The 22444-nt window shown below is 34.6% G+C and carries 18 protein-coding genes and 1 pseudogene; 4 read left to right on the forward strand and 15 right to left on the reverse strand.

Annotation, left to right across the window (positions count from 1 at the left end; translation table 11 throughout):
• The first annotated feature begins 44 nt into the window (after window positions 1-44).
• Window positions 45-335, forward strand: a complete 291-nt coding sequence (locus AC1Q7L_RS06720; protein ID WP_066754345.1) for a c-type cytochrome — start codon at window positions 45-47, stop codon at window positions 333-335.
• Window positions 336-381: 46 nt separating this feature from the next.
• Here AC1Q7L_RS06720 and AC1Q7L_RS06725 read toward each other — a convergent pair whose 3' ends face one another.
• The 7 genes and pseudogenes from AC1Q7L_RS06725 to AC1Q7L_RS06755 form a co-directional block, all read right to left on the reverse strand.
• The gene (locus tag AC1Q7L_RS06725) at window positions 382-1374 is read right to left on the reverse strand and encodes an enolase C-terminal domain-like protein (protein ID WP_492304812.1); all 993 of its coding nucleotides are present in this window, start codon (window positions 1372-1374) and stop codon (window positions 382-384) included.
• Between the two features lie 3 nt (window positions 1375-1377).
• Window positions 1378-2019, reverse strand: a complete 642-nt coding sequence (locus AC1Q7L_RS06730; protein WP_492304813.1) for a hypothetical protein — start codon at window positions 2017-2019, stop codon at window positions 1378-1380.
• Between the two features lie 26 nt (window positions 2020-2045).
• On the reverse strand, window positions 2046-2561 hold the full coding sequence (locus AC1Q7L_RS06735) for a tetratricopeptide repeat protein (protein WP_492304814.1): 516 nt from the start codon (window positions 2559-2561) through the stop codon (window positions 2046-2048).
• Window positions 2548-3247, reverse strand: a pseudogene (gene prfH, locus AC1Q7L_RS06740) (peptide chain release factor H). Before prfH ends, AC1Q7L_RS06735 begins: the two are co-directional and overlap by 14 nt.
• A gap of 2 nt (window positions 3248-3249) precedes the next feature.
• Window positions 3250-3795 carry a nucleotidyltransferase domain-containing protein gene (locus AC1Q7L_RS06745; RefSeq protein WP_492304815.1) on the reverse strand — a complete coding sequence of 182 codons (546 nt, stop codon included), beginning with the start codon at window positions 3793-3795 and terminating at the stop codon, window positions 3250-3252.
• A 91-nt stretch (window positions 3796-3886) separates the two neighbouring features.
• The gene (locus AC1Q7L_RS06750; protein WP_492304816.1) at window positions 3887-5278 is read right to left on the reverse strand and encodes an RtcB family protein; all 1392 of its coding nucleotides are present in this window, start codon (window positions 5276-5278) and stop codon (window positions 3887-3889) included.
• A 27-nt stretch (window positions 5279-5305) separates the two neighbouring features.
• Window positions 5306-6046, reverse strand: coding sequence for a hypothetical protein (locus AC1Q7L_RS06755; protein ID WP_492304817.1), 741 nt, complete (start codon window positions 6044-6046; stop codon window positions 5306-5308).
• A gap of 600 nt (window positions 6047-6646) precedes the next feature.
• Between AC1Q7L_RS06755 and AC1Q7L_RS06760 the strand changes: the two genes are divergently transcribed.
• Genes AC1Q7L_RS06760 through AC1Q7L_RS06770 form a run of 3 tightly spaced genes read left to right on the forward strand, consistent with a single transcriptional unit; the run spans window position 6647 to window position 9906 of the window.
• Window positions 6647-8101 carry a hypothetical protein gene (locus AC1Q7L_RS06760; RefSeq protein ID WP_492304818.1) on the forward strand — a complete coding sequence of 485 codons (1455 nt, stop codon included), beginning with the start codon at window positions 6647-6649 and terminating at the stop codon, window positions 8099-8101.
• The gene (locus AC1Q7L_RS06765) at window positions 8094-8741 is read left to right on the forward strand and encodes an ATP-binding cassette domain-containing protein (protein WP_492304819.1); all 648 of its coding nucleotides are present in this window, start codon (window positions 8094-8096) and stop codon (window positions 8739-8741) included. The genes AC1Q7L_RS06760 and AC1Q7L_RS06765 overlap by 8 nt, the downstream gene beginning before the upstream one ends.
• Window positions 8742-8745: 4 nt before the next feature.
• Window positions 8746-9906, forward strand: coding sequence for an FtsX-like permease family protein (locus tag AC1Q7L_RS06770; protein ID WP_492304820.1), 1161 nt, complete (start codon window positions 8746-8748; stop codon window positions 9904-9906).
• Between the two features lie 40 nt (window positions 9907-9946).
• On the opposite strand, the gene AC1Q7L_RS06775 is transcribed toward AC1Q7L_RS06770, so the two are convergent.
• From AC1Q7L_RS06775 to AC1Q7L_RS06810, 8 genes are all read right to left on the reverse strand, one after another.
• Window positions 9947-10927, reverse strand: coding sequence for a M28 family peptidase (locus AC1Q7L_RS06775; RefSeq protein ID WP_492304821.1), 981 nt, complete (start codon window positions 10925-10927; stop codon window positions 9947-9949).
• 15 nt (window positions 10928-10942) lie between these two features.
• Window positions 10943-11434: a hypothetical protein gene (locus AC1Q7L_RS06780; RefSeq protein ID WP_492304822.1), complete on the reverse strand. Its 492-nt coding sequence runs from the start codon at window positions 11432-11434 to the stop codon at window positions 10943-10945.
• Window positions 11435-11500: 66 nt separating this feature from the next.
• A complete protein-coding gene (gene scpA, locus AC1Q7L_RS06785) occupies window positions 11501-13618 on the reverse strand; it encodes a methylmalonyl-CoA mutase (protein WP_492304823.1) in 2118 nt (705 codons plus the stop codon).
• 146 nt (window positions 13619-13764) lie between these two features.
• Window positions 13765-15870, reverse strand: coding sequence for a prolyl oligopeptidase family serine peptidase (locus AC1Q7L_RS06790; RefSeq protein ID WP_492304824.1), 2106 nt, complete (start codon window positions 15868-15870; stop codon window positions 13765-13767).
• A gap of 310 nt (window positions 15871-16180) precedes the next feature.
• Complete coding sequence (locus AC1Q7L_RS06795; RefSeq protein WP_492304825.1) at window positions 16181-16858, reverse strand: hypothetical protein; 678 nt, start codon at window positions 16856-16858, stop codon at window positions 16181-16183.
• 90 nt (window positions 16859-16948) lie between these two features.
• Entirely contained in the window at window positions 16949-18034 is a 1086-nt protein-coding gene (prfA, locus tag AC1Q7L_RS06800) for a peptide chain release factor 1 (RefSeq protein WP_066754320.1), read from the reverse strand.
• A 369-nt stretch (window positions 18035-18403) separates the two neighbouring features.
• A complete protein-coding gene (locus AC1Q7L_RS06805; RefSeq protein ID WP_492304826.1) occupies window positions 18404-19705 on the reverse strand; it encodes an APC family permease in 1302 nt (433 codons plus the stop codon).
• Window positions 19706-19964: 259 nt separating this feature from the next.
• The gene (locus AC1Q7L_RS06810; RefSeq protein ID WP_492304827.1) at window positions 19965-22406 is read right to left on the reverse strand and encodes a TonB-dependent receptor plug domain-containing protein; all 2442 of its coding nucleotides are present in this window, start codon (window positions 22404-22406) and stop codon (window positions 19965-19967) included.
• Between the last annotated feature and the right edge of the window lie 38 nt (window positions 22407-22444).

Raw genomic sequence — 22444 nt, forward strand, 5'->3', positions numbered from 1 at the left:
AAAAAGGGAATTTCCTACATTTGTTTCAATCAAATAGTTTAAACATGAAAAAAATATTCGCCATAGCATCATTCACTGCTGTTTTATTAGCATCTTGTACGCCAAAAGCAACGACAGCAACCGCTCCGATGGCTTCAACTTCTACGGCAGAGCAGATCGCTCAAGGAAAAACAATCTTTGAAAACTCATGCACAAGATGTCATAAATTACCAGATCCTACAGCACACACATCTGTTCAATGGGTTGGAATTATGAATTCTATGGCTCCAAAAGCGAAGTTAACAGATGAACAACATCAGTGGGTTTACGATTATATTGTTTCTGTAAAAAAGTAATTTTTAGAAATTAAATAAATATAAAGTCTTCATTTGAAGGCTTTTTTTATTTTAACTCGATTCCCAATCCCGGTTTTCCAGACAAAACTATTTTACCGTTTTCTACTAAATTTCCGGTGGCATAATCATTTGAAATTAGATTAGCTCCATCTAAATCTGCATAATCCACAAGTCCTGCCAAAACACAACCAGCAGAAATACCGATGGTAGATTCTGTCATACAACCTATCATAATTTTATAGTTTAATTCTCGGGCTTTTTTGATCATTTCTAAAGCAGGAGTCAAACCGCCAGATTTCATTAATTTGATATTGATACTTTTATAATAAGGAATTAATTCGTCCAAAGAATCTAAATTTTGACAGTCTTCATCTGCCATCCAATTCGCAAAACCATTTTTGTTCAATACTCTATATTTATCAATTGGTCTTGGCTGTTCTAAATAGGAAAAATTCTGAACCTCAGCATTTTCCTGAAGCCAAACGCAGTCTTCATCGGTAAAACTTGCATTGGAATCTAAGGCGATATTTCTATTTAATTCTAAAAGTTTTTCAATATGAATTTTATTTAAACCTTTACATTTTACTTTGAATTTGTTCCAACTGCTTTTCTCAATTTTTTGAATCTGTTTATTGATATCTCCAACAGAAATTGTGATTGAGCTTTCAACTAAATTTTCAGAAGGAAGCTGATTTAATTCAATAAAACTTTTGTTTTCCAGTTTGCCGAAAAGATCCCAATACGCGCAATCCAACGCAGAAAGTAAAAACGGATGGAGATTTAAACTGAATAAAATTTTGAAAAATTCTTTTGGATGAATAATTTTCTGAGCTTCAATGTGAGAATGAATTTCCTTTAATTTTAAAACAAAACTTTGAAGATCGATTTGATAGTAATCAATCGCAACGCATTCTCCGTAACCTTTGCTGTTTTGATGAGACAATTCCATCAATAATGCTTCTCTTTTATCGTAATTTCCGTAAGCGATTGAGAATGTTTCTTTTAACAGCAATTCTTTTATTGTGAAATTTATCTTCATATTTTAACTTACCCAATGATCAAATGAATTTATAATTTTCCATTTACCATTAATTTTTTGATAAATGGCAATAGCCCCTCCTCCATATAGTGGTCCACAAGACATAGAGTTTTGAATGATACAAATATTTTTATCTTTATTGAAAAATGGCACAGAAAAAGTTTTTATACACTTATTCTTATATCTTTTATCTAATTCAGTCCAGAAATCATTAGGCTTGATTTCTCTTATTTTATAAAGTTCTTCATCAGTCGTGTACTGTAGATTTATCTTTATCTTGTTTTTATTAAATTTAAAATGAGATAATATTTTTTCTTCTTTCTTATAATAAGCAGAATCTTTTTGTAAAAAAATCGAATCATATTCTAAATTAATTCCAAGTCCAGGAGGTGGGGGTGGTTCGTCAGTATTAGTAATTTTTGTCTCTAAATAAATCTTTTTACACGAAATATTGTAAACATAATCATGTCCGAAATTCTCATTAGCCAGCATCAAACTATCTCCTTTTTGTTCGTCAATGATCAATTGATTCAAAACTTCATATCTCAAATCTAAATTTTCATCTTTTGGAGTAATTCTAGTCTTTGGATCATTCTTTTTACACGAAATAATTATTAGCAAGAACAGAAAAATATAGTGTTTCATATATTAAATTTACAAAAAAAGGAGACTTATTTCGTCTCCTTCTCTTTTTTAATTCGCTTTTTCTTCGGCATTTTAGATTTCACAAATTTTTTGCGATCTTTTATTGAATCAAGACTGCAGGATGTGAAACAATACTTTTCGGCTTCATTTAAAAATTTCAAAGCATTTGTTAAGCTTCCTCTTTTTTCGGAAAGCAAAGATCGATGAAGCCAAATGGCTGATTTATCAATCCCTTTAATTTTCAAAGAATATCGAATCAGTTTTTCTGCTTCATGGAAATCTTCGTTATCCAAAAGACATTTGATATAATATTGTGGAACATTTAAGTTCGTCACATCGCACAGCATCGCTTCTTCAAAATAGAGCTTTGCTTTTTCGTAATCGATTAACATTTCGCTGTAGATTCTTCCCATCAAACATAGGCTGTCTGCATCTTCTGGATCGTAGGACAGCGCATAATTCAGTGCTTCCAGACAATCTGGTAAGCTGTAAGGATAATTATCTAGAGCCTCGAAGTAATATTTACTTTTAGTTAAGGTCATTTTTGTAGTTTTTTAATTCATTTTTCAGGACGTTTCTTTGTTTTTTGAAAGATTTTTCCTGATAATTCTTTTTAAAATCTGTCCCGGAAAATGTACGAATCGGACTTCCTCTTTGCACCTGCAAATGATTGTTCCATGTTTCCTGCATTCTTTTTTGAAGCTGAATAATATTCTGTTCCAAAACTTTCTCCTTTAATCTTATGATAGACAGTTTTTTATTCTCCAATTGTGAACGCGTATCTTGTGCGAAAACACTTTGTCCTGTAGGTACATGTGTTGCACGAACTGCGGTGTTTACTTTATTCACGTTTTGTCCCCCACTTCCCTGACTTCTTGTTGTCTGGAATTGAATATCTTTTTCATTAAAATTTATTTTCTCCAAACCTTCCAATTCAAAAACACCGATGAACCAATTGCTTCTTTTGTGCAGTTTACGGAATGTACTTTTTCCCTGTCCAGCAAATGCTTCCTAGCCAAGTTTTTAAAAATTCATTTAAATCTTTTGCTTTTAAAAGTAGGGTTACGGATTTCAATGTCAGATTTGCATCACCATTTTCTCGGTGTATGATTTCGTAGTCTATCGTATTATGTTTTGCTTCCTCAAGGAAAACCTTCAGAACTTTGGCAACTACCCATTGGCATTCTAAAGGTCCTCTTCCTGAGGTTATTTGTATTAATTTGTCCATTGTTATTTTGGCATTTCACTTAATCTTGGATGACCAACAGGATCAATTCCTTTTTCCAATAAATCTTTTGCAGCCATGACAGCCCAACATTTATCACTGGAATGAATATTTCTATAAAATGAAAGTAAAACATCAGGTTTCACCACCGTAAATCCATTAGTTTCTACAGTTTCTAAATCGTTTCTTTCAAAGAAATCAATTGTTATTCTGTGGAACTTTTCGTTTTCCAATTCGATTGTTTTCTCATACCTGCGGAAGTTTTCTTCGCTTGGCAAATGATCGTAACGCGTCCATACTTTCTGAAAACCTTCCTGCTGAAGAATCATAACGACTTCAGCTACATTTTCCTTATTTACAAAAACATCAATATCCTTATGGTCATGAACGTGTTTATATTCTGTATGCCCAATTTCAGACATAAAATGCCACCCCCATCCTCCTGATAAAATGACTTTATTTTTTAATTTTTCTAAAATTTCCAGTCCGTGTTGAATTCTAAATTCCGGCCAAACTTCACCGTATCTTTTTATGTTATGTGGTGCTCCCATTTTTGTTGATTTTTGTTGATCGTTGCATATTGCATGTTGATAGTCAACGGTTCAAAACAATCAACCGCCAACTAACAACCAGCAACAAAAATTATCTATCCATTCTCACAATTCTAGGCTGAAAAGTTCCGAGGATATCTACCAATTCGCTTTGGGCGTTCATGACTTCGTTGATGTCTTTGTATGCCATTGGTGCTTCTTCGGTATTTCCACCCATCAAAGTGACATTTTTGAGTTTTAATTCTTTTTTGATGTCATTTTGAGTGAAAAGGTTTCTGCATTCTCCTCTTGAAAAAGCTCTTCCCGCTCCATGGGAAGCCGAATTCAACGAATCTGGATTTCCTTTTCCACGAACGATGAAACCTTTTGCAGTCATCGATCCGGGAATCATACCCAATTCATTTTCATTGGCTGGAGTTGCACCTTTTCTATGGACAATCATTTCTCTTCCGTTGTGAATTTCTTTCCAAGCAAAATTGTGATGATTTTCGATTTTAGCTTTTACTCTGCCTCCAACCGCTTTCACCAATCTTCTGTGAATATCGTCGTGACAGGCTGAAGCATAATCTCCCGCCAAGTTCATCGCCGTCCAATATTCTAAACCGAGATGCGTGTTCAAATCCAGCCAGGCAAAGTTTTGCGCTTCTTTTGGCAATGGACATTGTTCTGTTGCAACTCTTGAATAGTATTGAGCAATCTCAGCACCCAATCCACGCGAACCGCTGTGAGAAAGAATTCCGAGATATTTTCCTTTTGGAAGTCCGATTTGCTCATCTTCTTCTGTGATTTCAACTTCCCCGAATTCTACAAAGTGGTTTCCACCGCCGGAACTACCCATTTGTTTGATGGCTTTTCCTTTTAATCTTTTCAAAATCGGGATCATATCGAAAGTATCTCTGTCGAAAATTTCGTGATCAACGTGAGATTTATGCGTTTCATACATCCCGAATTTGGTATGTTCGGCAAGAGCTTTTTCATATTTATCTCTTGCTCCGTCCAGATATGAAATAGGAGTATCCAAAATACTGAGGCTCATTCTGCAGCCAATATCCATCCCGACTCCGTAAGGAATTACTGCATTTTCTACTGCGAGAACTCCACCTATTGGAAGTCCGTAACCGCTGTGGGCATCGGGCATCAAAGCGCCTTGTAATGCAATCGGAAGTTTCAATCCTGTGTATAATTGATTTTTTGCTTCATCCGAAATATTGTTTCCGAAAATCTGAAAAGAAGTACGGTTGGCATTCAACATTCTTTTTTCTGTTTTCTTGGATGAAAGCAGGGCTTCTGCAATTTGTCCGAAGGTTAAATCTTTTTCGAAATCTTCCGGATTAGTAAGAATTTCCTTTAATAGAGATTTCACATGATGAATATTTTTCGTTGCAAAATTTCTTTTCATGACTTCCAGAGCGATATTTACGCTTTGATTGTTTGGATAGCCTATTTTTAATATATCTTTTCCTTTAAGTTTTAAATTTCCCATTGTTTTTGTTTTAAACATTTATTGGACTCATTCGTCCATAAAATAATCTGCAAACTCTGTTGCGGATATTTTTTTGTAGTGAAAGTATTTTCTACTTTCGATAAGATCAATTTTTTCATCTTCATATCTTAATTTGCCTAATCCCCCATTTATTTTTTTACAAATAATTCCTTTAATTTTATGTTGATTTAAATAAGAATCTAGTTCATCTATTTCTTTTTCTAAATCAGAGTTTAAAGGTTTGTAATGAGTGATCATATACGGTTTTACTTGTAAGGTAAATCTCCATGGCTCAATGAATTCGTAATAAACGTTGTATCTTTTTCTGAACGGATTGTATTCTTCTCTTTTCTGAAAGTATTGTTTTTCTCTGATTGTTAATCCCAATTTTGGATCATTCCATTGGTAGGGTAAAAGACGACCTAGCTTCTGATCTCTTGGTACATATATTTTTCTTCCGAATTTTCTTTTCTTTTTTAAAAATTTTCGGGTTTCAGAATACATGTAGGTGTTGATCTTCATAAGAATTCCTTCAAAAAATTCTCCATCTTTAGTTCTTTTCACATCGTCTCTTACAACAAAGAATCTTACAAATCCCTTCTGATAAGGTTTTTCCAATGGAACTAATGGAATTTTTCTTCTTAATTTCCAAAGCTCATTACTACGTTTATACTTTTTTCTGATCTGCTTTTCTACATCTTTTTTTATTATTCTTTTTCTGCTTCTCAGACTTCTTAATCTTGAAAACAGAAGGTTATCATTTTCCATTAATTATAGATATTAGAGGTGAGGTATGGTGGTTTTTCGTCAATACGTCACATTAAATCTTGTCCAACTAATACTTTAGTTGATGAGTTCTTCAAACCTCATAGGTTTTTGAAACCTATGAGGTTTATTGGCAGAGCGTTATCATTAGCCCCGATTGCAGCGACATCCTTTTTTTGCGATGGCTTGAAAAAAGCAAAGGCAAAAAAGATATAGCGGAAAGCGGGAAATAGCTCCTAAATTGTATTAAAAATGATTTCGGGAAAACTTGAAGTTTGAATTATTGCGCAATAAAAAACCCGAAATCTTACGACTTCGGGTTTTGATATATCATTGTACTGTTATTCTAAGAGTGTACCAAACCACGAAGCCTCACCACCATAAGTGGCAAACCGAAAGGAGAATTATGATCTAATTTGAACATTGCTTCGTTGTTTTTTTATTGGTTAAACTTTATTTTCTGGTGCAAATATATAAAAATTCTTGAAAATCAAGATTTTATTTTTATTTTTTTGATATTTAGCTGTAAATAAGTCTCTTTGAGATGAAATTTCATTCTCATTACCCACAAAAGAGTATATTTGTTTTCTTATAATAAAAACTATGAAAAACACTTTATTGAGAACGTTATTTTACGTCTTCGCGGTCGCGATCCTATTCTCCTGTAATTCTAACAAAAACAGTGACATTCTGAATTATACCACAGATGCAACATTAGGATTGTCAAGAGTAAATCTTAAAACAATTTCGGACAAAATTCCTGTTGAAAAGATACTAAAGGAAAAGAAAGACCTGAAAGAGGAGGAGAAATTTTTCTTGCAATTGGTCAGCAAACCTAAAGAATCAGGGATTAATATTGACAAACCTCTTTATTTTATCGTTGATCAGGGAAAATCAACCTACGATCCGGATGTAAAAGCTTTTTTCTGGGTTGATGACAAGGCGAAATTCCAAAAAAGCATGTCTGATCTTACTAAAAGCAAAGTAACCGTAGACAAAAAAGATTACATCTATGTAGACGGTAAATTGAGCGGAAGCATAAAAGGTGATATGGCCATCGTAACAACCGATAAGAGCTATAGTCCTTATGCAGGCGGTTATGACTCTATGAATACGCCAGGAATTGACACTTCTTCTAAACTTAATGAGAAATATTTCACAGATTTCTGGAGCCGTAAAGGAACTTCAAATTCTGCGATAAAAGATCAGGTAGATCAATCTTTGGTTGGTGATAAAGACGTTAGCGGATGGGTAAATCTTGCCGCTATTGCGAGCTATGCATCAAAAGGTTATATCGAAACACTTGCTGTAAATAAATTAATAAAAGATTCAGGAATTGGTTTCGATTTTAATTTTGACAAAGGAAAATCTGAAATGGATACCAAAACTTTCTTCAACGCAGATATGAAGAAAATTGTTGAAAAATATTACAGTAAAAACAACATCAATTACGATTTAGTAAAAAATGTAGAGCTTGATAATGCTAAATCTTTCTCTATCGGATTTTTCAGTTTAGATTTTATGAAATATCTGATTAAAGAAGCTGGCTTTGAAGCTACTATCAATCATTATTTATCTTCAACCGACAAAACTTTGGAAGACATTACTTCTACTTTCACGGGAGATTATGCATTTGTAGATTTCAAATCTCTTCCATCTGATTCTATGGATTATTACAGATCAAATAACGCAGTTGTATTAGGCTTTAATCCTAAGAAAAAGGCTGATCTTACTTCTTTATTGGCTGGTCCTCTTGGTCAAAGCAAAAAGTATATGATCACTGATAATCAGGTAATTTTCTCTGAAGACAACAACGCAATTTATCAGCTCCAAAATAAAAAAGCCGGGAAGAATGCTAAACTTGACAAAAAATCAGGTGTTACAGCTTATTCTTGGTCTGATGGAAAAGAGTACAATACGAAAGAAAAACCTGCGGTGAAGATCATTGATATGGTGAACGAAACTAAAGAAGACGCCGGAAACATGGTTTCTAAAACGGTATTTACTTTAGACAAAAAAGACGAAAACGCATTGTATTATTTGATAATGAATGGATAATATTGTTTTAGAAAATATTTCTCCTAAATATTTCACTCCCAAAGATTTGGAACAGTCACAGATCTGGAAAAAGAACATCACTTTCCAGAAAGGGAAGAAATTCCTGATTGTTGCGCCCTCTGGGAGTGGAAAATCTACGTTGGCGACTGCTATTCTCGGAACCCATTTTCAGTATGAAGGTAATATAAAATACGATCAGCAGATTGTAAAAAACCTTCATCTTGAGAAAATTGTAGAAAATAGAAAAGACGGTTTAAGTTTATTATTTCAGGACGTGAGATTGATTAAAGATCTTACCATTTCTGAGAATATTTTGCTGCGTGTTTTTAATCAGGATCGAAAAAAATTCATTCCGATTATGGAAGAATATGCATCAAAATTAGGCGTAGAAAGTTTATTAAACAAGAAAGCAGAAAACTGCTCTTATGGAGAAAGACAAAGAAGCGCGATCGTGAGAAGTTTAGTAAATCCAACCGATTTTCTGATCTACGACGAATGTTTCAGTCACTTGGATATGGAGAACAAAAAGATTGCTTTTTCATTAATTAATGAAGTGTCTCGAAAAAGCGGAAGTTCAGTTTTATTTTTTGAACTGAATGAATTCCCTTTTGAGCATGATTACCAAATTCTTCATTTATAAGCTTATGAAGAAAATTTTTAACTCAATCATATTGTACGCAGGATTGTTTATTGCATTCATTCTTGTGATTTCGTGTCTGCAACTGTACGAAAATGCCAACAGACTTTTCGGAAGCAAAAGCAGTGACAGCAATTACTGGCTGACGTTCAGTAAAAAATTAACGCCAGATAATATCGGAAGAAAAGAACTTCTCGGTTTTAATGAAAATGATATTACAAACCTGAAAAAATGGTCTGAAATAAAGACCGTTTATCCATTTTCTGCGAATGAATTTAAAGCTTCTGCAAATGGCGGAGATTTTATTCCTTTTTATACGGATCTTTATTTTGAAGGTTTAGATTTAAAAGCAATTGATGTTCCGTTAACAGATGAAGAATTTCAGGTGAAAGGAGACGTCATTCCGATTATTATTTCAAGGGAATATCTTAATCTTTATAATTATGGATTTGCTTTAAATCAAGGTCTTCCACAAATTTCAGAAGATTTTGCCAAGAAAATTGAGATCAATATTAATATTGTCGTCAACAAACAAAACAAGACGTATAAAGGAAGAATGGTTGGACTTTCAGACCGAATCCATTCCGTTTTGATTCCGAAAAAATTTCTTGATTCTTTGAATTTGGCAGAAAAACCTCAACTTGCGAATCAACCTAAAATCTACAACAGAGTTTTGGTTCAGGTGAAAGATTCGGGAGATGAAGGTTTGATCTCAAAAATGAAGGAAAACAATTATGAATCTAATCAGGAAAGCCTGCGTTCTGCCAAGATAAAGTCTAAACTTTTCCTTGTATTAAAAGCGATTGCCGTATTAGGTATTTTCATTTTTGCTTTGTGCCTTTATATTATTGTAAGCTTTATTAAAATTCAGTTTTTAGAAAAACAGGAAGAAGTTTCTATTAAAAACAGTTTGGGATATTCACCGAAAAAAATGGTGAGTGATATCAGCAGACGTTTCAGCATTAACTTAATGATTGTCTTAGCTTTAAGTTTAATTTTAATAGCTTCCGGGCAGTATTTTCTGGCGAAATCCAGTGTATCGAACGGATTGTTATCAATCTATATTAATCCATGGCTTTGGACAGCGATTATTATTATCCCGATATTGGTTTATTTCTTTGTAAAAGAACTGATTTATCGATGGTTACTCCGTTCATGGAAAATATAAAATAAACAAATGGCTATCAATTTTTGGTAGTCATTTTTCTTTACTCCAAATGAATTAAGCTGAGGAAAATACCATCAATTACTTTTGTCATTCTCTTTAAATCCAATGTTTCCAATGTGTCTGTTGGTTGATGATAATTTTTATTTCTGAAAAAAGAAGTATCAGTAATCATCATCGCGGAATAGCCAAACTTCCAATAGTTTAAATGATCGGAATAATCGATTCCAGTCACAAATTTTGGAGCAGAAAAGGTTTTCGTTTTGACTTGATTGGAATCTTTAAATTTTTCAATAAAATTTTTCACAAAATTTCCTGCTCCAATTTTTCTAACCAAAGTAATATAATTTCCTTTATTTCCATACACCCAAGAAAGAATTCCCAAAGGATAATCCTGAGAATTTTTTTCATCTTTAAAATATCCGATCATTTCTACACTTGCCATTCCGTACACATCGATATTGTTGTCTTTCAGATATTTTGCATGAATGTAGCTTCCCATATTTTCTGTTCTGAAATACGGTGGTTCTTCTAAAGTATAAGCAACTAAATCTATCCTATAATTGAGTTTTTGACCTTTAAGCATTCTCGCCAGTTCCAGCAATGCTGTAACTCCGGTTGCATTATCATCTGCTCCCTGTTGATCTCCACACACATCATAATGAGCCCCAATAATGATTCTTTTTTTATTTTCAGTCCCGAAAGAGCAGATCACATTTTTATAGGTTTCTTCTCCGACTTTGTACTCTTGGAAGCTTGTACTATCGCTATATTTATTAAAGTTTTGATGAATATATTCTGCAATTGTATTGAGCTGATCCAGATTTTTATAGTTTCTGAATTGTGGCGTTTTCGTAAGTGCGGTTAAATGTTCTTTAACCAAATTTATATCAGCCGGAACAGGTGATTTTTCCTCTATTTGACTCCTTTTAAAAGAATTAAAAAGAAAAATTCCTATAAAAAATAAACCCACGAAAAGAATGATTTTTCTCTTCGTAGGTTTTAATATGTTTTTAAGATTCATTTATATGGTGGTCATTTAATCTTTTGAGCCAAGATCATCCATCGTGTCATCCATTCCTCTGCTGCTTGGTCGGTAAATTCTTTCAGGATCAAGGAAATAAACATCATGTTTTGCCTTTGCAATGATCCCATTGTATTTTTCTTGAGCCATTCCCTCAGGTGCTTGAGATTCAGGTTCATTTTCATGAACTTCAACTGCGCCTTTTGCATTGAGAATTGCCTTCGCTTTGTGAGCTTCTTCGAGATTATCAGCATAGACAACAACATTATTTTTTCCTACGCTATGTTTGCTGTAAGCATCCAATAACTCTACATCCTGAGCAAAAACATAGTCCCAAAAGTTTCTTGTTTTCACATCTTCCTGATAATCATGGTGTGATGATTCATTTTCTAATTTGGATGTTGAAACAATAACATTAGCATCATCAAAACCCTGATCTCTTAAATCTTTTTTAATTTCCTCTGTGTTTACAGTTGAAGGAAATACTGAAATTACTGTATAAGCCATAATGTTTTGTTTTGGTTATGGTCTACAATACAAATGTTATGCAACTTATACTTTATAAAAGTTAATTTAATTCAAAAATCTCTCTAAAATATCAACAGCGCACTTCGGAAGGTTTGTTCCAGGACCAAAGATAAAATCGGCTCCGTTGGCATACAAAAATTCATAATCCTGTTGCGGAATTACTCCGCCAACAACGATCGTGATATCATCAGCTCCAAGCTTTTTCAATTCTTCAACAACTTGTGGAACCAAAGTTTTGTGACCGGCCGCCAGAGAAGATACTCCTAAAATATGAATATCATTTTCCACCGCCTGTTTTGCCACCTCTTCCGGAGTTTGGAATAATGGAGCAACATCAACGTCAAATCCCATGTCGGCAAATGCTGTTGCGACAACTTTTGCACCTCTGTCGTGACCGTCCTGACCCATTTTAGCGACCATCAATCTTGGACGACGTCCTTCTTCTTCTTCAAATTTTTGAGTGAGAGCAAGGGCTTGTCCGAAATATTCATTTTTTCCTGCATTCATGGCATATACTCCAGAAATTGTTCTAATATTCGCTTTATATCTGCCGAAACTTTCTTCCATGGCATCGCTCATTTCGCCAAGCGTTACTCTTCTGCGAGCTGCCTCGATACACAATGCCAAAAGATTTCCTTTTCCTGTTTTTGCAGATTCTCTGATTTCATTTAAAATCTGTTCAACCGCTTCGGTATTTCTATCTTTTTTTATTGATTCTAATCTTTCGATCTGCTTTCTACGAACTTCCGTATTATCAATATCTAAAATCTCAATTTGAGTTTGTTTTAATGATGATCTGAACGAATTTACACCAATGATAAATTCTTCCCCACTATCAATTTTAGCCTGTTTTTTGGCTGCGGCTTCTTCAATTCTCATTTTTGGAATTCCCGCTTCGATGGCTTTTGTCATTCCGCCTTCTTTCTCAACCTCATCGATGTATTTCATCGCTTCCTCGATCATTTGCTGGGTTAAGCTTTCCACTAAATTACTTCCTCCCATCGGATCTACGACATCGCAAATTCCACTTTCCTGTTGAAGGATGATTTGTGTATTTCTGGCAATTTTAGCTGAATAATCTGTTGGAAGAGCAATTGCTTCATCCAAAGCATTCGTATGTAAAGACTGAGTTCCTCCTAACGCTGAAGACAATGCTTCAATCGCCGTTCTTGTGATATTATTAAAAGGTTCTTGCTCTGTTAAAGACCAACCAGAAGTTTGGGAATGGGTTCTTAATGCTAACGATTTTGGATTTTGAGGATTGAATTGCTTCAATAATTCAGCCCAGATATATCTTGCTGCACGCATTTTAGCGATTTCCATGAAGTGATTCATTCCGATTGCCCAGAAAAAAGATAATCTTGGCGCGAACTCGTCGACATTCATTCCTGCTTTTATCCCTGTTCTTACATATTCCAGTCCATCTGCTAAGGTATAAGCCATCTCCAAAACCGGAGTAGCTCCAGCTTCCTGCATGTGATAGCCTGAAATTGAAATTGAGTTGAATTTCGGAATGTTTTGTGCCGTATATTCGAAAATATCTGCGATAATTTTCATGGAAGGCGCAGGTGGATAAATGTAGGTATTTCTCACCATAAACTCCTTCAAAATATCATTCTGAATGGTTCCTGAAAGAAGTTCTTGCTTTACACCCTGTTCTTCAGCTGCAACGATATAGAAAGATAAAATCGGCAATACTGCTCCATTCATCGTCATAGAAACCGAAATCTGATCTAATGGAATTTCATTAAACAAGATCTTCATATCTTCAACAGAATCGATGGCAACACCTGCCTTCCCAACATCACCAACAACTCTTGCATGATCTGAATCATACCCTCTGTGCGTCGCCAAATCGAAAGCTACGGAAAGTCCTTTTTGACCTGCTGCTAAGTTTCTTCTGTAAAATGCATTAGACTCTTCTGCCGTAGAAAAACCTGCGTACTGACGAACCGTCCAAGGTTTTTGAACATACATCGTAGAATAAGGACCTCTCAGATAAGGTGCAATTCCCGGAGAAGTCTCTGTTAAAGCTTCATTTTTAACATCGTCTTTTGTATAAGATGATTTTAATTCTAATCCATCTTTTTCGAAACTATATACTTCTCTTTCCTGAGGCAATACACTGAAGTCCGGTTTTTTTACAGAAATTATCTTTCGCATTCCACTAATTTTATCTCCGTAAAGTTAATTTTTTTGCATGAAACATGAAACTTACATTAACCTTAAGTTTATCTGATACTTAACAAAAGAAAAATCCGGATGTGTATCCGGATTTTATCAAATATAATAGGCTGACTTATTACTTTTTACTTTAAAGTTTTAATTCCCATCTCATACAAAGCGAAAGACAATTTATCTGCACTTTCACCAATAATCTGTTCTGTAGACCTTCCTGCACCGTGACCTGCATTCTTTTCAATTCTTAATAAAACAGGATTATCACAGCTTTGTTTTTCCTGTAATTCTGCTCCGAATTTAAATGAATGGGCAGGGACTACCCTGTCATCATGATCACTCGTTGTTACCATTGTTGACGGATAACAAACTTTTTTCACATTATGTAAAGGTGAGTATGATTTTAGATATTCAAACATTTCTTTGCTGTCTTCTGCCGTTCCGTAGTCATAAGACCAACCTGCACCGGCTGTAAATTTATTGTACCTCAACATATCTAATACTCCAACTGCCGGAAATGCAACTCTTGCTAAGTCTGGACGAATTGTCATTGTAGCTCCTACAAGCAATCCTCCGTTTGAACCTCCGGAAATAGCCATGTATTCTTTAGAAGTATAGCCTTTACTTTGCAGATATTCTCCTGCCGCAATGAAATCATCAAAAACATTTTTCTTTTGAAGCTTTGTTCCTGCGTCATGCCATTTTTTTCCGTATTCTCCACCTCCACGGATGTTTGGAACAGCGTAAACACCTCCATTTTCCATCCAGATTGCATTTGAAACAGAGAAACCTGGCTGTAAACTTACATTGAAACCTCCGTAAGCATAAAGGATGGTAGGATTTTTACCATTTAATTTTGTTCCTTTTTTATAATTAATCATCATTGGAACTTTTGTTCCATCTTTTGAAGTATAGAAAACTTGCTCTGAAACATAATCTTCAGGATTAAATTTCACTTTTGGCTTCTGGTATACTTCCGATTTTCCGGAATCTGCATTGAATTTATAAATGGTTCCCGGCGTGATATAATTTCCGAATGAGAAATACAATTCTTTCTCCGTTTTCTTTCCGCCAAAACCACCGACAGTTCCTTTTCCCGGAAGAGCGATTTCTCTGATCAGTTTTCCTGTTTTGTCATATTGCTTCACCTGATCAATGGCATCGATCATATACGTCGCGAAGAAATATCCGCCTGCAGAATTAACTCCAAGAACATTTTCTGTTTCAGGAATTACATTTTTCCAAGTTTCAGGAGCTGGATTTTTAATAGTTGTTTTCACCAAACGCATGTTGGGAGCATCTTTATCCGTAGAAATAAAAATATCATCACCGTCCGTATCAACAATATTGGCATTGATGTCAAACCCTTTATTAATTTGAACAAAATCCCCGCCATTTTTTAAATCTTTTATGTATAATTCATTCCCGTTGGTTGCATTTGCTGCTGAAATAACCAAATATCTTTGGTCTTCCGTCACATACGCTCCCAAATATCTTCTAGGCGTTTTTTCACCTCCAAAAATCAATTGATCTTCCGACTGTTTTGTTCCTAATTTATGGTAAAATACTTTATGCTTATCCGTCATTCCGGAAAGTACAGTTCCTTCTTTCGGCTTATCATAGCTTGAATAATAGAAACCGTCATCGCCCAGCCAAGAAATTCCGCTGAATTTTACATCAACTAAAGTCTCATCGATCTGTTTTTTCGTAATCGCATCAATGATGATAATCTTGTTCCAGTCGCTTCCGCCTTCAGAAATAGAATATCCCGCTAAAGTTCCTTTTTTATTGAATGATAATTGAGCTAAAGAAGTTGTTCCTTTCTCTGAAAATTTATTCGGATCTAAGAAAACTTCCGTTGCCTTAGTTTTATTATTTGTTCGGTAGTAAACTGACTGAGCCTGTAGACCGTCATTTTTAGAATAATATGTGTAATCACCTTCTTTGAATGGCGCAGAAATTTTTTCGTAATTCCAAACCTCTTTCAATTGATTTTTGATCTGATCTCTGAAAGGGATTTTTGAAAGATAGTTTTGAGTAAAATTCACCTCTTCATCGACCCATTTTTTGGTAGCTTCAGAATCATTTTCTAAATCTCTGAAAGGATCTGCCACCGCAGTTCCGAAATAAGTATCTGTCTGATTACCTTTTAATGCTTTAGGATAATTCATTTTTTGAGAATAAAATGTTGCTGAAAACAAAACTCCAGCCGTTAATAAGATAGGTTTAAAATTCATTTCGAACGATTTTCTCAAAAATACACAATCTGGTTTAAATAAAAAAGTTGTTTCGTTTCAATCAACTTGCGGGAAACAAAATACGTTGTGCGAAGGTTTCCCGCAAGTTGCAGGACACCTCCGAAGATCTACAGAAGTTTAAAACAAGTCTGTTTGTAACCTTTGTAAAATGTATTTTGTTTCCCGCAATGTTGTTTTTAACTTCTGCAGTCCGTCGAAGGTTACAAACATACATGTGACAGGTTTTGGAAATTTATCTCAACAAAAAAAGCAGCCGAAACCGACTGCTTTTGTAATATAATTTGAATGATTATTTCCCAGAATTAATATTTTTAAAATAGAAATTATTCAGCTTCCATAAGAGTTCCTGAGGGCCTCCGTTCCAGTAAAAAACGTCACTTCCTTTATAGATTTGATATAAATTAAACTTCTCTGAAAGCGAAATTTCTTTATCTGCATTCACCAATTCACTCGTTAAACTTTTAAGATATCCTTTTAATTCCTTAGCACTGATCTTTTTTATCTTTTTAAGATCTATGATGGTAACCTTGGTAGGAACTTTAATCGTTACATCATAAAAAACTTCCGAAATATCCTGACTTTGAGAATAGTCATTTCTCATCGTTTCCATATTTTTTATGGTGAAGGTGGCTGTTTTGTACCTGTCAAACAAAGCAATAAAATAATTTTTAGCATCCTGGCTGCATTCTTCACGAATATTTTCGGAAAATCCTGAAAGAAAAAGATTTGTTAACCCTTTTATTTCTTCCTGATAGGCAGTTTCTGTATTATTTTTATAGATCCCATCTTCGCCCACAAAACCTTTAAGATAAGTATTGAGGTTGTTTAAAGCATTTTCGTCATGCTTCACAAAAGTATCAAAGTATAATCCGAACACTTTATCAGGTTTTAAAACAGTTGATTGCGCGCTTAGGTTTTTGACACAAAAAATTAGCATTAAAAACAGCATACCTTTAATTCGTCCCATAGTGTTTATTAGTTATTTTGAAATTTTCATAGTTTTTATGGCCAAAAAAAGCTCTTGATTCACAAGAGCTTGATTTATTTTATTTACGTATTAGTAATTTTCTTCTTCACCTTTCATCTTCTCGGCGTTTTCTGCCATGATTACGGCGTCGATCATTTCAGATATATCACCATTCATGTAAGCATCAAGATTATACATCGATTTGTTGATTCTGTGATCGGTAACCCTTCCTTGAGGATAGTTGTAGGTTTTGATCTTTGCAGAACGGTCACCTGTAGAAACCATAGATTTACGTTGTGCAGCAATATCTCCGACAGATTTCTGTACTTCGATATCATATAATTTGGTACGAAGCATTTCCATCGCCAATTCTCTGTTAGCCAACTGAGAACGTGCCTGCTGACAAACAACCACCATTCCTGAAGGTTTATGTGTTAACTGTACTTTAGTTTCAACCTTGTTTACGTTTTGTCCACCCGCTCCACCTGAACGTGAAGTCTGCATTTCGATATCGGCAGGATTTAATTCAAAATCGATTTCCTCAGCTTCCGGTAAAACAGCAACGGTAATTGCTGAAGTATGCACTCTACCTTGAGATTCTGTTTCAGGAACACGCTGTACACGGTGAACACCGGATTCAAACTTCATGACTCCATAAACACCGTCTCCTTCAATCTTTAAAATAAGTTCTTTATAACCTTTTGCAGCTTCGCTAGAATCTGTTATTTCGTGCTTCCAACCTTTAGTCTTAAAGAACATTGCATACGCTCTGTAAACGTCTTCCACGAAAATAGCAGCTTCATCTCCACCGGTTCCGGCACGAAGTTCTACGATTACGTTTTTATCGTCTGTTGGATCTTTAGGAATTAAAAGCACCTTCAGTTCTTCTTCCAAACCTGGAAGTTTACCCTGAGCTTCAACTTTTTCTTCTTTAGCCATATCGACCAAGTCTCTGTCTGAACCATCAGCGATGATTTCCTCAGATTCTGCGATATTATCTAAAGCGCCTTTGTACTGATCGTAAACTCTTACAATTTTTCCTAAATCGCTGTATTCTTTATTTAATGAAGAATATTTTTTTTGATCTGAAATTACATCAGGCTGTATAATAAGGTCTGCTACCTCATTATATCTTTGTTTTATAGCTTCTAGTTTTGGAATTAACGACTTAGACATTGTAGAAATTTTGTGGATGCAAAGATAAGAATTATTAATTCAATACTCAATAGTCTTTGGATAAACTGTAACTATTTGATATGTATTATTTTGTCTATCAATTAATATTATATCGATTTGATTTTAAAATAAGATCTAGATTTTTATTTAAGTCCTTTTGTCTTGAAACAAAAGAACGAAAAGTTCAAGACTGGAAACTTCCGCTAAAAATAAATTCTGTTCTCTAAAAATTCTAAAACTCGTGCGGATTTACTCTTGTTGTTTTATTTCAGTATTTGTCCCGCACTCAAACAGTAGAATTTTCTTAACGTTCACAGGTTTTATTTTTTTAACGCTCCATTTTCCTAGGTCGATTTAAACCTTTAAACCTTATTCAGGAATACTCTTAGAAAGCTTTTTATCAATCAAATACAAAATAATTCCCAACGCTACAATTCCTAATCCGATGAGACTTTCTTTAGGGTTATGAACAAACGTAAAATATAAAATATAGACACTGAACAACATGAAAACAGTTGGAAAGACATAAAAAATATTAGATTTAAATATTTTTCGCTGACTTTTTTTAAGAAAGAAAACCGTAGAAATAGCCAACGTTGCAAACAGTTGAAGAATAAATGAGGTGTACACAAAAATTTCTTTAAAACTTCCTGTCAGAATAATCAAAGTGGCGATAACCGCATGCGCAAAAATAGCTCGAACCGGAATTCCTTTTTTATTATTAACCGATAAAGATTTCCATAACTTATTTTCTTTAGCAAAAGCCTGTGTTAATCTGGAACCAACCCACAAATATCCACTGATTGTTGCGACCAATTGTAAAGCAATAAAGACATTCACTATTTTTCCAAAAGAATGACCGAGCATATTATTGGCAGCCTCCCTCATTACATCTTCTTTTCCTGCCAATTGATGGATCGGCGCATGTTTCAGCATAATATAATTGATCAAAATATAGCAAACCGTCACGAAAACGGTTCCTACAATCAATGCTTTGGGAAGATTTTTTTGAACATTTTTAATTTCTCCTGCAATGTAAGATGCAGAGTTCCAGCCTGTGTAAGAATAGGTTACAAAAACCAACGAGGTTGCGAATGCGGGAAGCATCATTTCGTCTTTCCAACTGTCGGTGAAACTTAGACTATTTCCAATTTGAGGTTCTGAAAGGACAACACCCAAAATAATCAGGACAACGATAAAAGCGACTTTAATAAATGTAAAAAAATTGTGAAATCTGCTCGAAGCTTTTAAACTAAATGATAAAGACAACGCCACCAAAAAGATGACAACAATCGAAAACCAAGTTCCAAAAGTGAAATCAAAAGCAGAAAGATATTGCGACATCGCCAAAGCCGCTAGTGCAACGGGTGAAGAAAACCCGATAATCAAAGAAATCCAGCTTACTAAATAACCCAAAAGCGGATGATAAATTTCTTTCAGATAAATGAAATCACCTCCGTTTCCTTTAAAATGAGAACCCAATTCGGCATAACAAAATGCTCCAAATAGAGCCAAAACTCCACCAATCATCCAAAGCAGAAAAATGCTGTAGGTATTAGTAACATCTACCAGCTGAAACCCTAAGGTTGTGAAAATCCCCGTCCCAATCATATTGGATACAACGATGGCGACTGCTGTTTTCCAGCCTATTTGATGTGAAGTAGTGCTCATTTTTATATATATGCTAGATTTTATATTTAAATAATTGGGCAGTTTAAACTAATTAAAAATTTAACCACAAAAGAATTAAGCACTTAAGTTATTTGAAGTTAAAATTTTATTACAAAGAAGAACACATTAGTTTTTGAAAATCTTTGATTTTCTTCTTATGTGAACTTTTTATTTTCGAAGTAATAAGCTTTTTTAAACTAAAGTGCTCTAAAGTGTCAAGAAGCTTTTGTGGTTAAAATTAGATCTTAAATTTATTCAATTAAAAATTAAAGTTAACTCTTCCGAAGAAATAACTTCCCAATGTTCCCATTTGAACCGGCGCGTATTTGAAAACTCCGTAATAAGAATTCTCGTAGATCTGCAGATCAGGGAAAACATCTAATAAATTGTTGGCTCCAATCGTAAGGTTTACATTTTTAGTTATATCATAGCCAACGCTTACGTCTGTAACAATTTTAGGAGCAAATTCCTGAACACCACCGAAAGGATAACCGTCTCTGATGACCTTACCAAAATACGTATTTCTCACTAAGAAATTGAATTTACCAATCCCATAATTCAAACCTAGTGTCGCTTTTGCTTTGGGAGAAAGGGTTTCAATAATATTGATTTGATCCGGTCCAAAAAATTCGTTTTGAGGCGTTCCTAAATTCTGAGGGAAATGAAAGTCTGTGATCTTTGTTTCTGTGTAATTTCCTGCTAAATTGATGTTTAAATTCCCACCTGCTAATTTCCAGTCGTAAGAAACAACCAAATCAACCCCTTTTGTTTCGGTATCAATTGCGTTGGCGAAGAATCTTCCGCTTTCTGCGATATTATTTTCGCCGACCAATTCAGGATCTGACAATCTTTCGTCCGTGATGTTGCTCGTGATAACAATTCTGTCTTTTACTCCAATCCAATATCCGTCCAATGTGATGAAAAGTCCTTTGGCAGGTTTTAAAGTAAACCCAAGACTTGCATTGACAGAAGTTTCCTGTTTTAATTTATCAAAACCAAGAACCTCAGCCGCTTTACTGTCTGTCGTGAATATTCCTTTTCTTACAATTCCGATTCCGGAAGTTGAAATATCTGCATACGAGTTATTAAAATATTGTTGTTGCAAAGATGGCGCTCTAAAACCCGTTCCCACCGCTCCACGAATCGCGTAATTTTTTACAAATTCATATCTCACAGCCAATTTTCCATTCAAAGTATTTCCGAAGTCAGAATAATTTTCAAATCTTGCGGCAGCATCGATATTTAATTTTTTATCTAAATCATAAGAAACATCTGCATAAACAGCCGTAGAATGTCTTGATTTTTTCAATGCATTATCAGGAGAAAAGCCCATAAAAGACTGTGATCCACCATTTCCAACTACTGTAGATCCCGGCGTTGCAATATTTCCATTAATATCATAGGTTGCGTAAGATGCCTCATCTCCGGCCTTGATTTGATATTGCTCAAACCTGAATTCTCCTCCGAAAGCAACATTGAAATTGTTTAAGTTCTTAGAAACATCAAGGTTAATGGTATTTTGGAGAAAGCTATGCGCTCCTGCATAAAAACTTGTCGGAGATTTCGCACCTAAAGAAGCATTATTAGTGTTGTTAACATTATAATTGAATGTATTGCTTCCGAAAGTATTACTCAGATCAAAAAGCCAATCGTTTACATTGTATTTCGTTCCTACAGCATAAGAAAGATCGTACACCTGAGATTTCAGATTAGCCTGAAAACCATTCGGATAAATTGAAGAAACAATATTTGAAGTTTCGCTCGGAAGTCTTCTAAAACCAAAACCTTCACCTTCTTTTAAACTGAATCCTCCAAAAGTATAGAGTTTAAAATGGTCATTAAAAGGATATTCTGCATTGAAAAATAACTGAGCCTGTTTTATTTGAGCATCACCGATTTGGAAATTGAAATCATCTCTGGTTAAGCCTCTTTTACTAATCTCCGCATCATCATTTTGTTCTGCAATAATTGGGTTTGGAGCAAATTCATATGCAAAATTATCTCCAAAAATATCTAATTTATGATTCTGTGTTCTCGTCGTTTTTCCTCTTTGACTTAGCTGTAACGACAAATTGATATAACTTTTATCTTTTCCTAAAGAAGTTCCGTAATTGACTGCTCCCTGATAGGTTTCACCATCATTTCTACCTGATAATCCGTAGTTTAAACTTGCAGAAGCACCTATATCTTTTTTAAGAATAATATTAATAACGCCTGCAATGGCATCAGAACCATATTGTGCTGCTGCTCCGTCTCTTAAAACCTCAATTCTGTCGATCGCAATCACAGGAATTGTGCTTAAATCTGTCCCAACAGAGCCGTTTCCGACTGTATTTTGATAGTTAACTAATGATGTTGTGTGTCTTCTTTTTCCATTCACTAAAACTAGAACCTGATCGGGTCCCATTCCTCTTAATGTCATAGGATCAATATGTTCTGTTCCATCAGAAGCAGACTGTCTCACCGCATTAAAAGAGGGAATTACATAATTTAATAGATCCTGAACCGTTGTTTGAGGTGCAGATTTTTGTATTTTTTCAATATTGATAACATCTACCGGAACAGGTGTTTCCAATTTTGTTCTTTTAGCATTTCGGTTTCCGACGATTATTACGTCTTCGATTTGTTTTTCTTTTTCAAGTTCCTGAGCCGATACGAAAACCGCTCCAAGCAATAATACAGATATGCTTAGTTTCTTCATCTTTTGTTTTTTGCAAAATTAATAATAAACCCGGACGG

Source organism: Chryseobacterium sp. GW823-FHT05E08 (assembly GCF_058795655.1).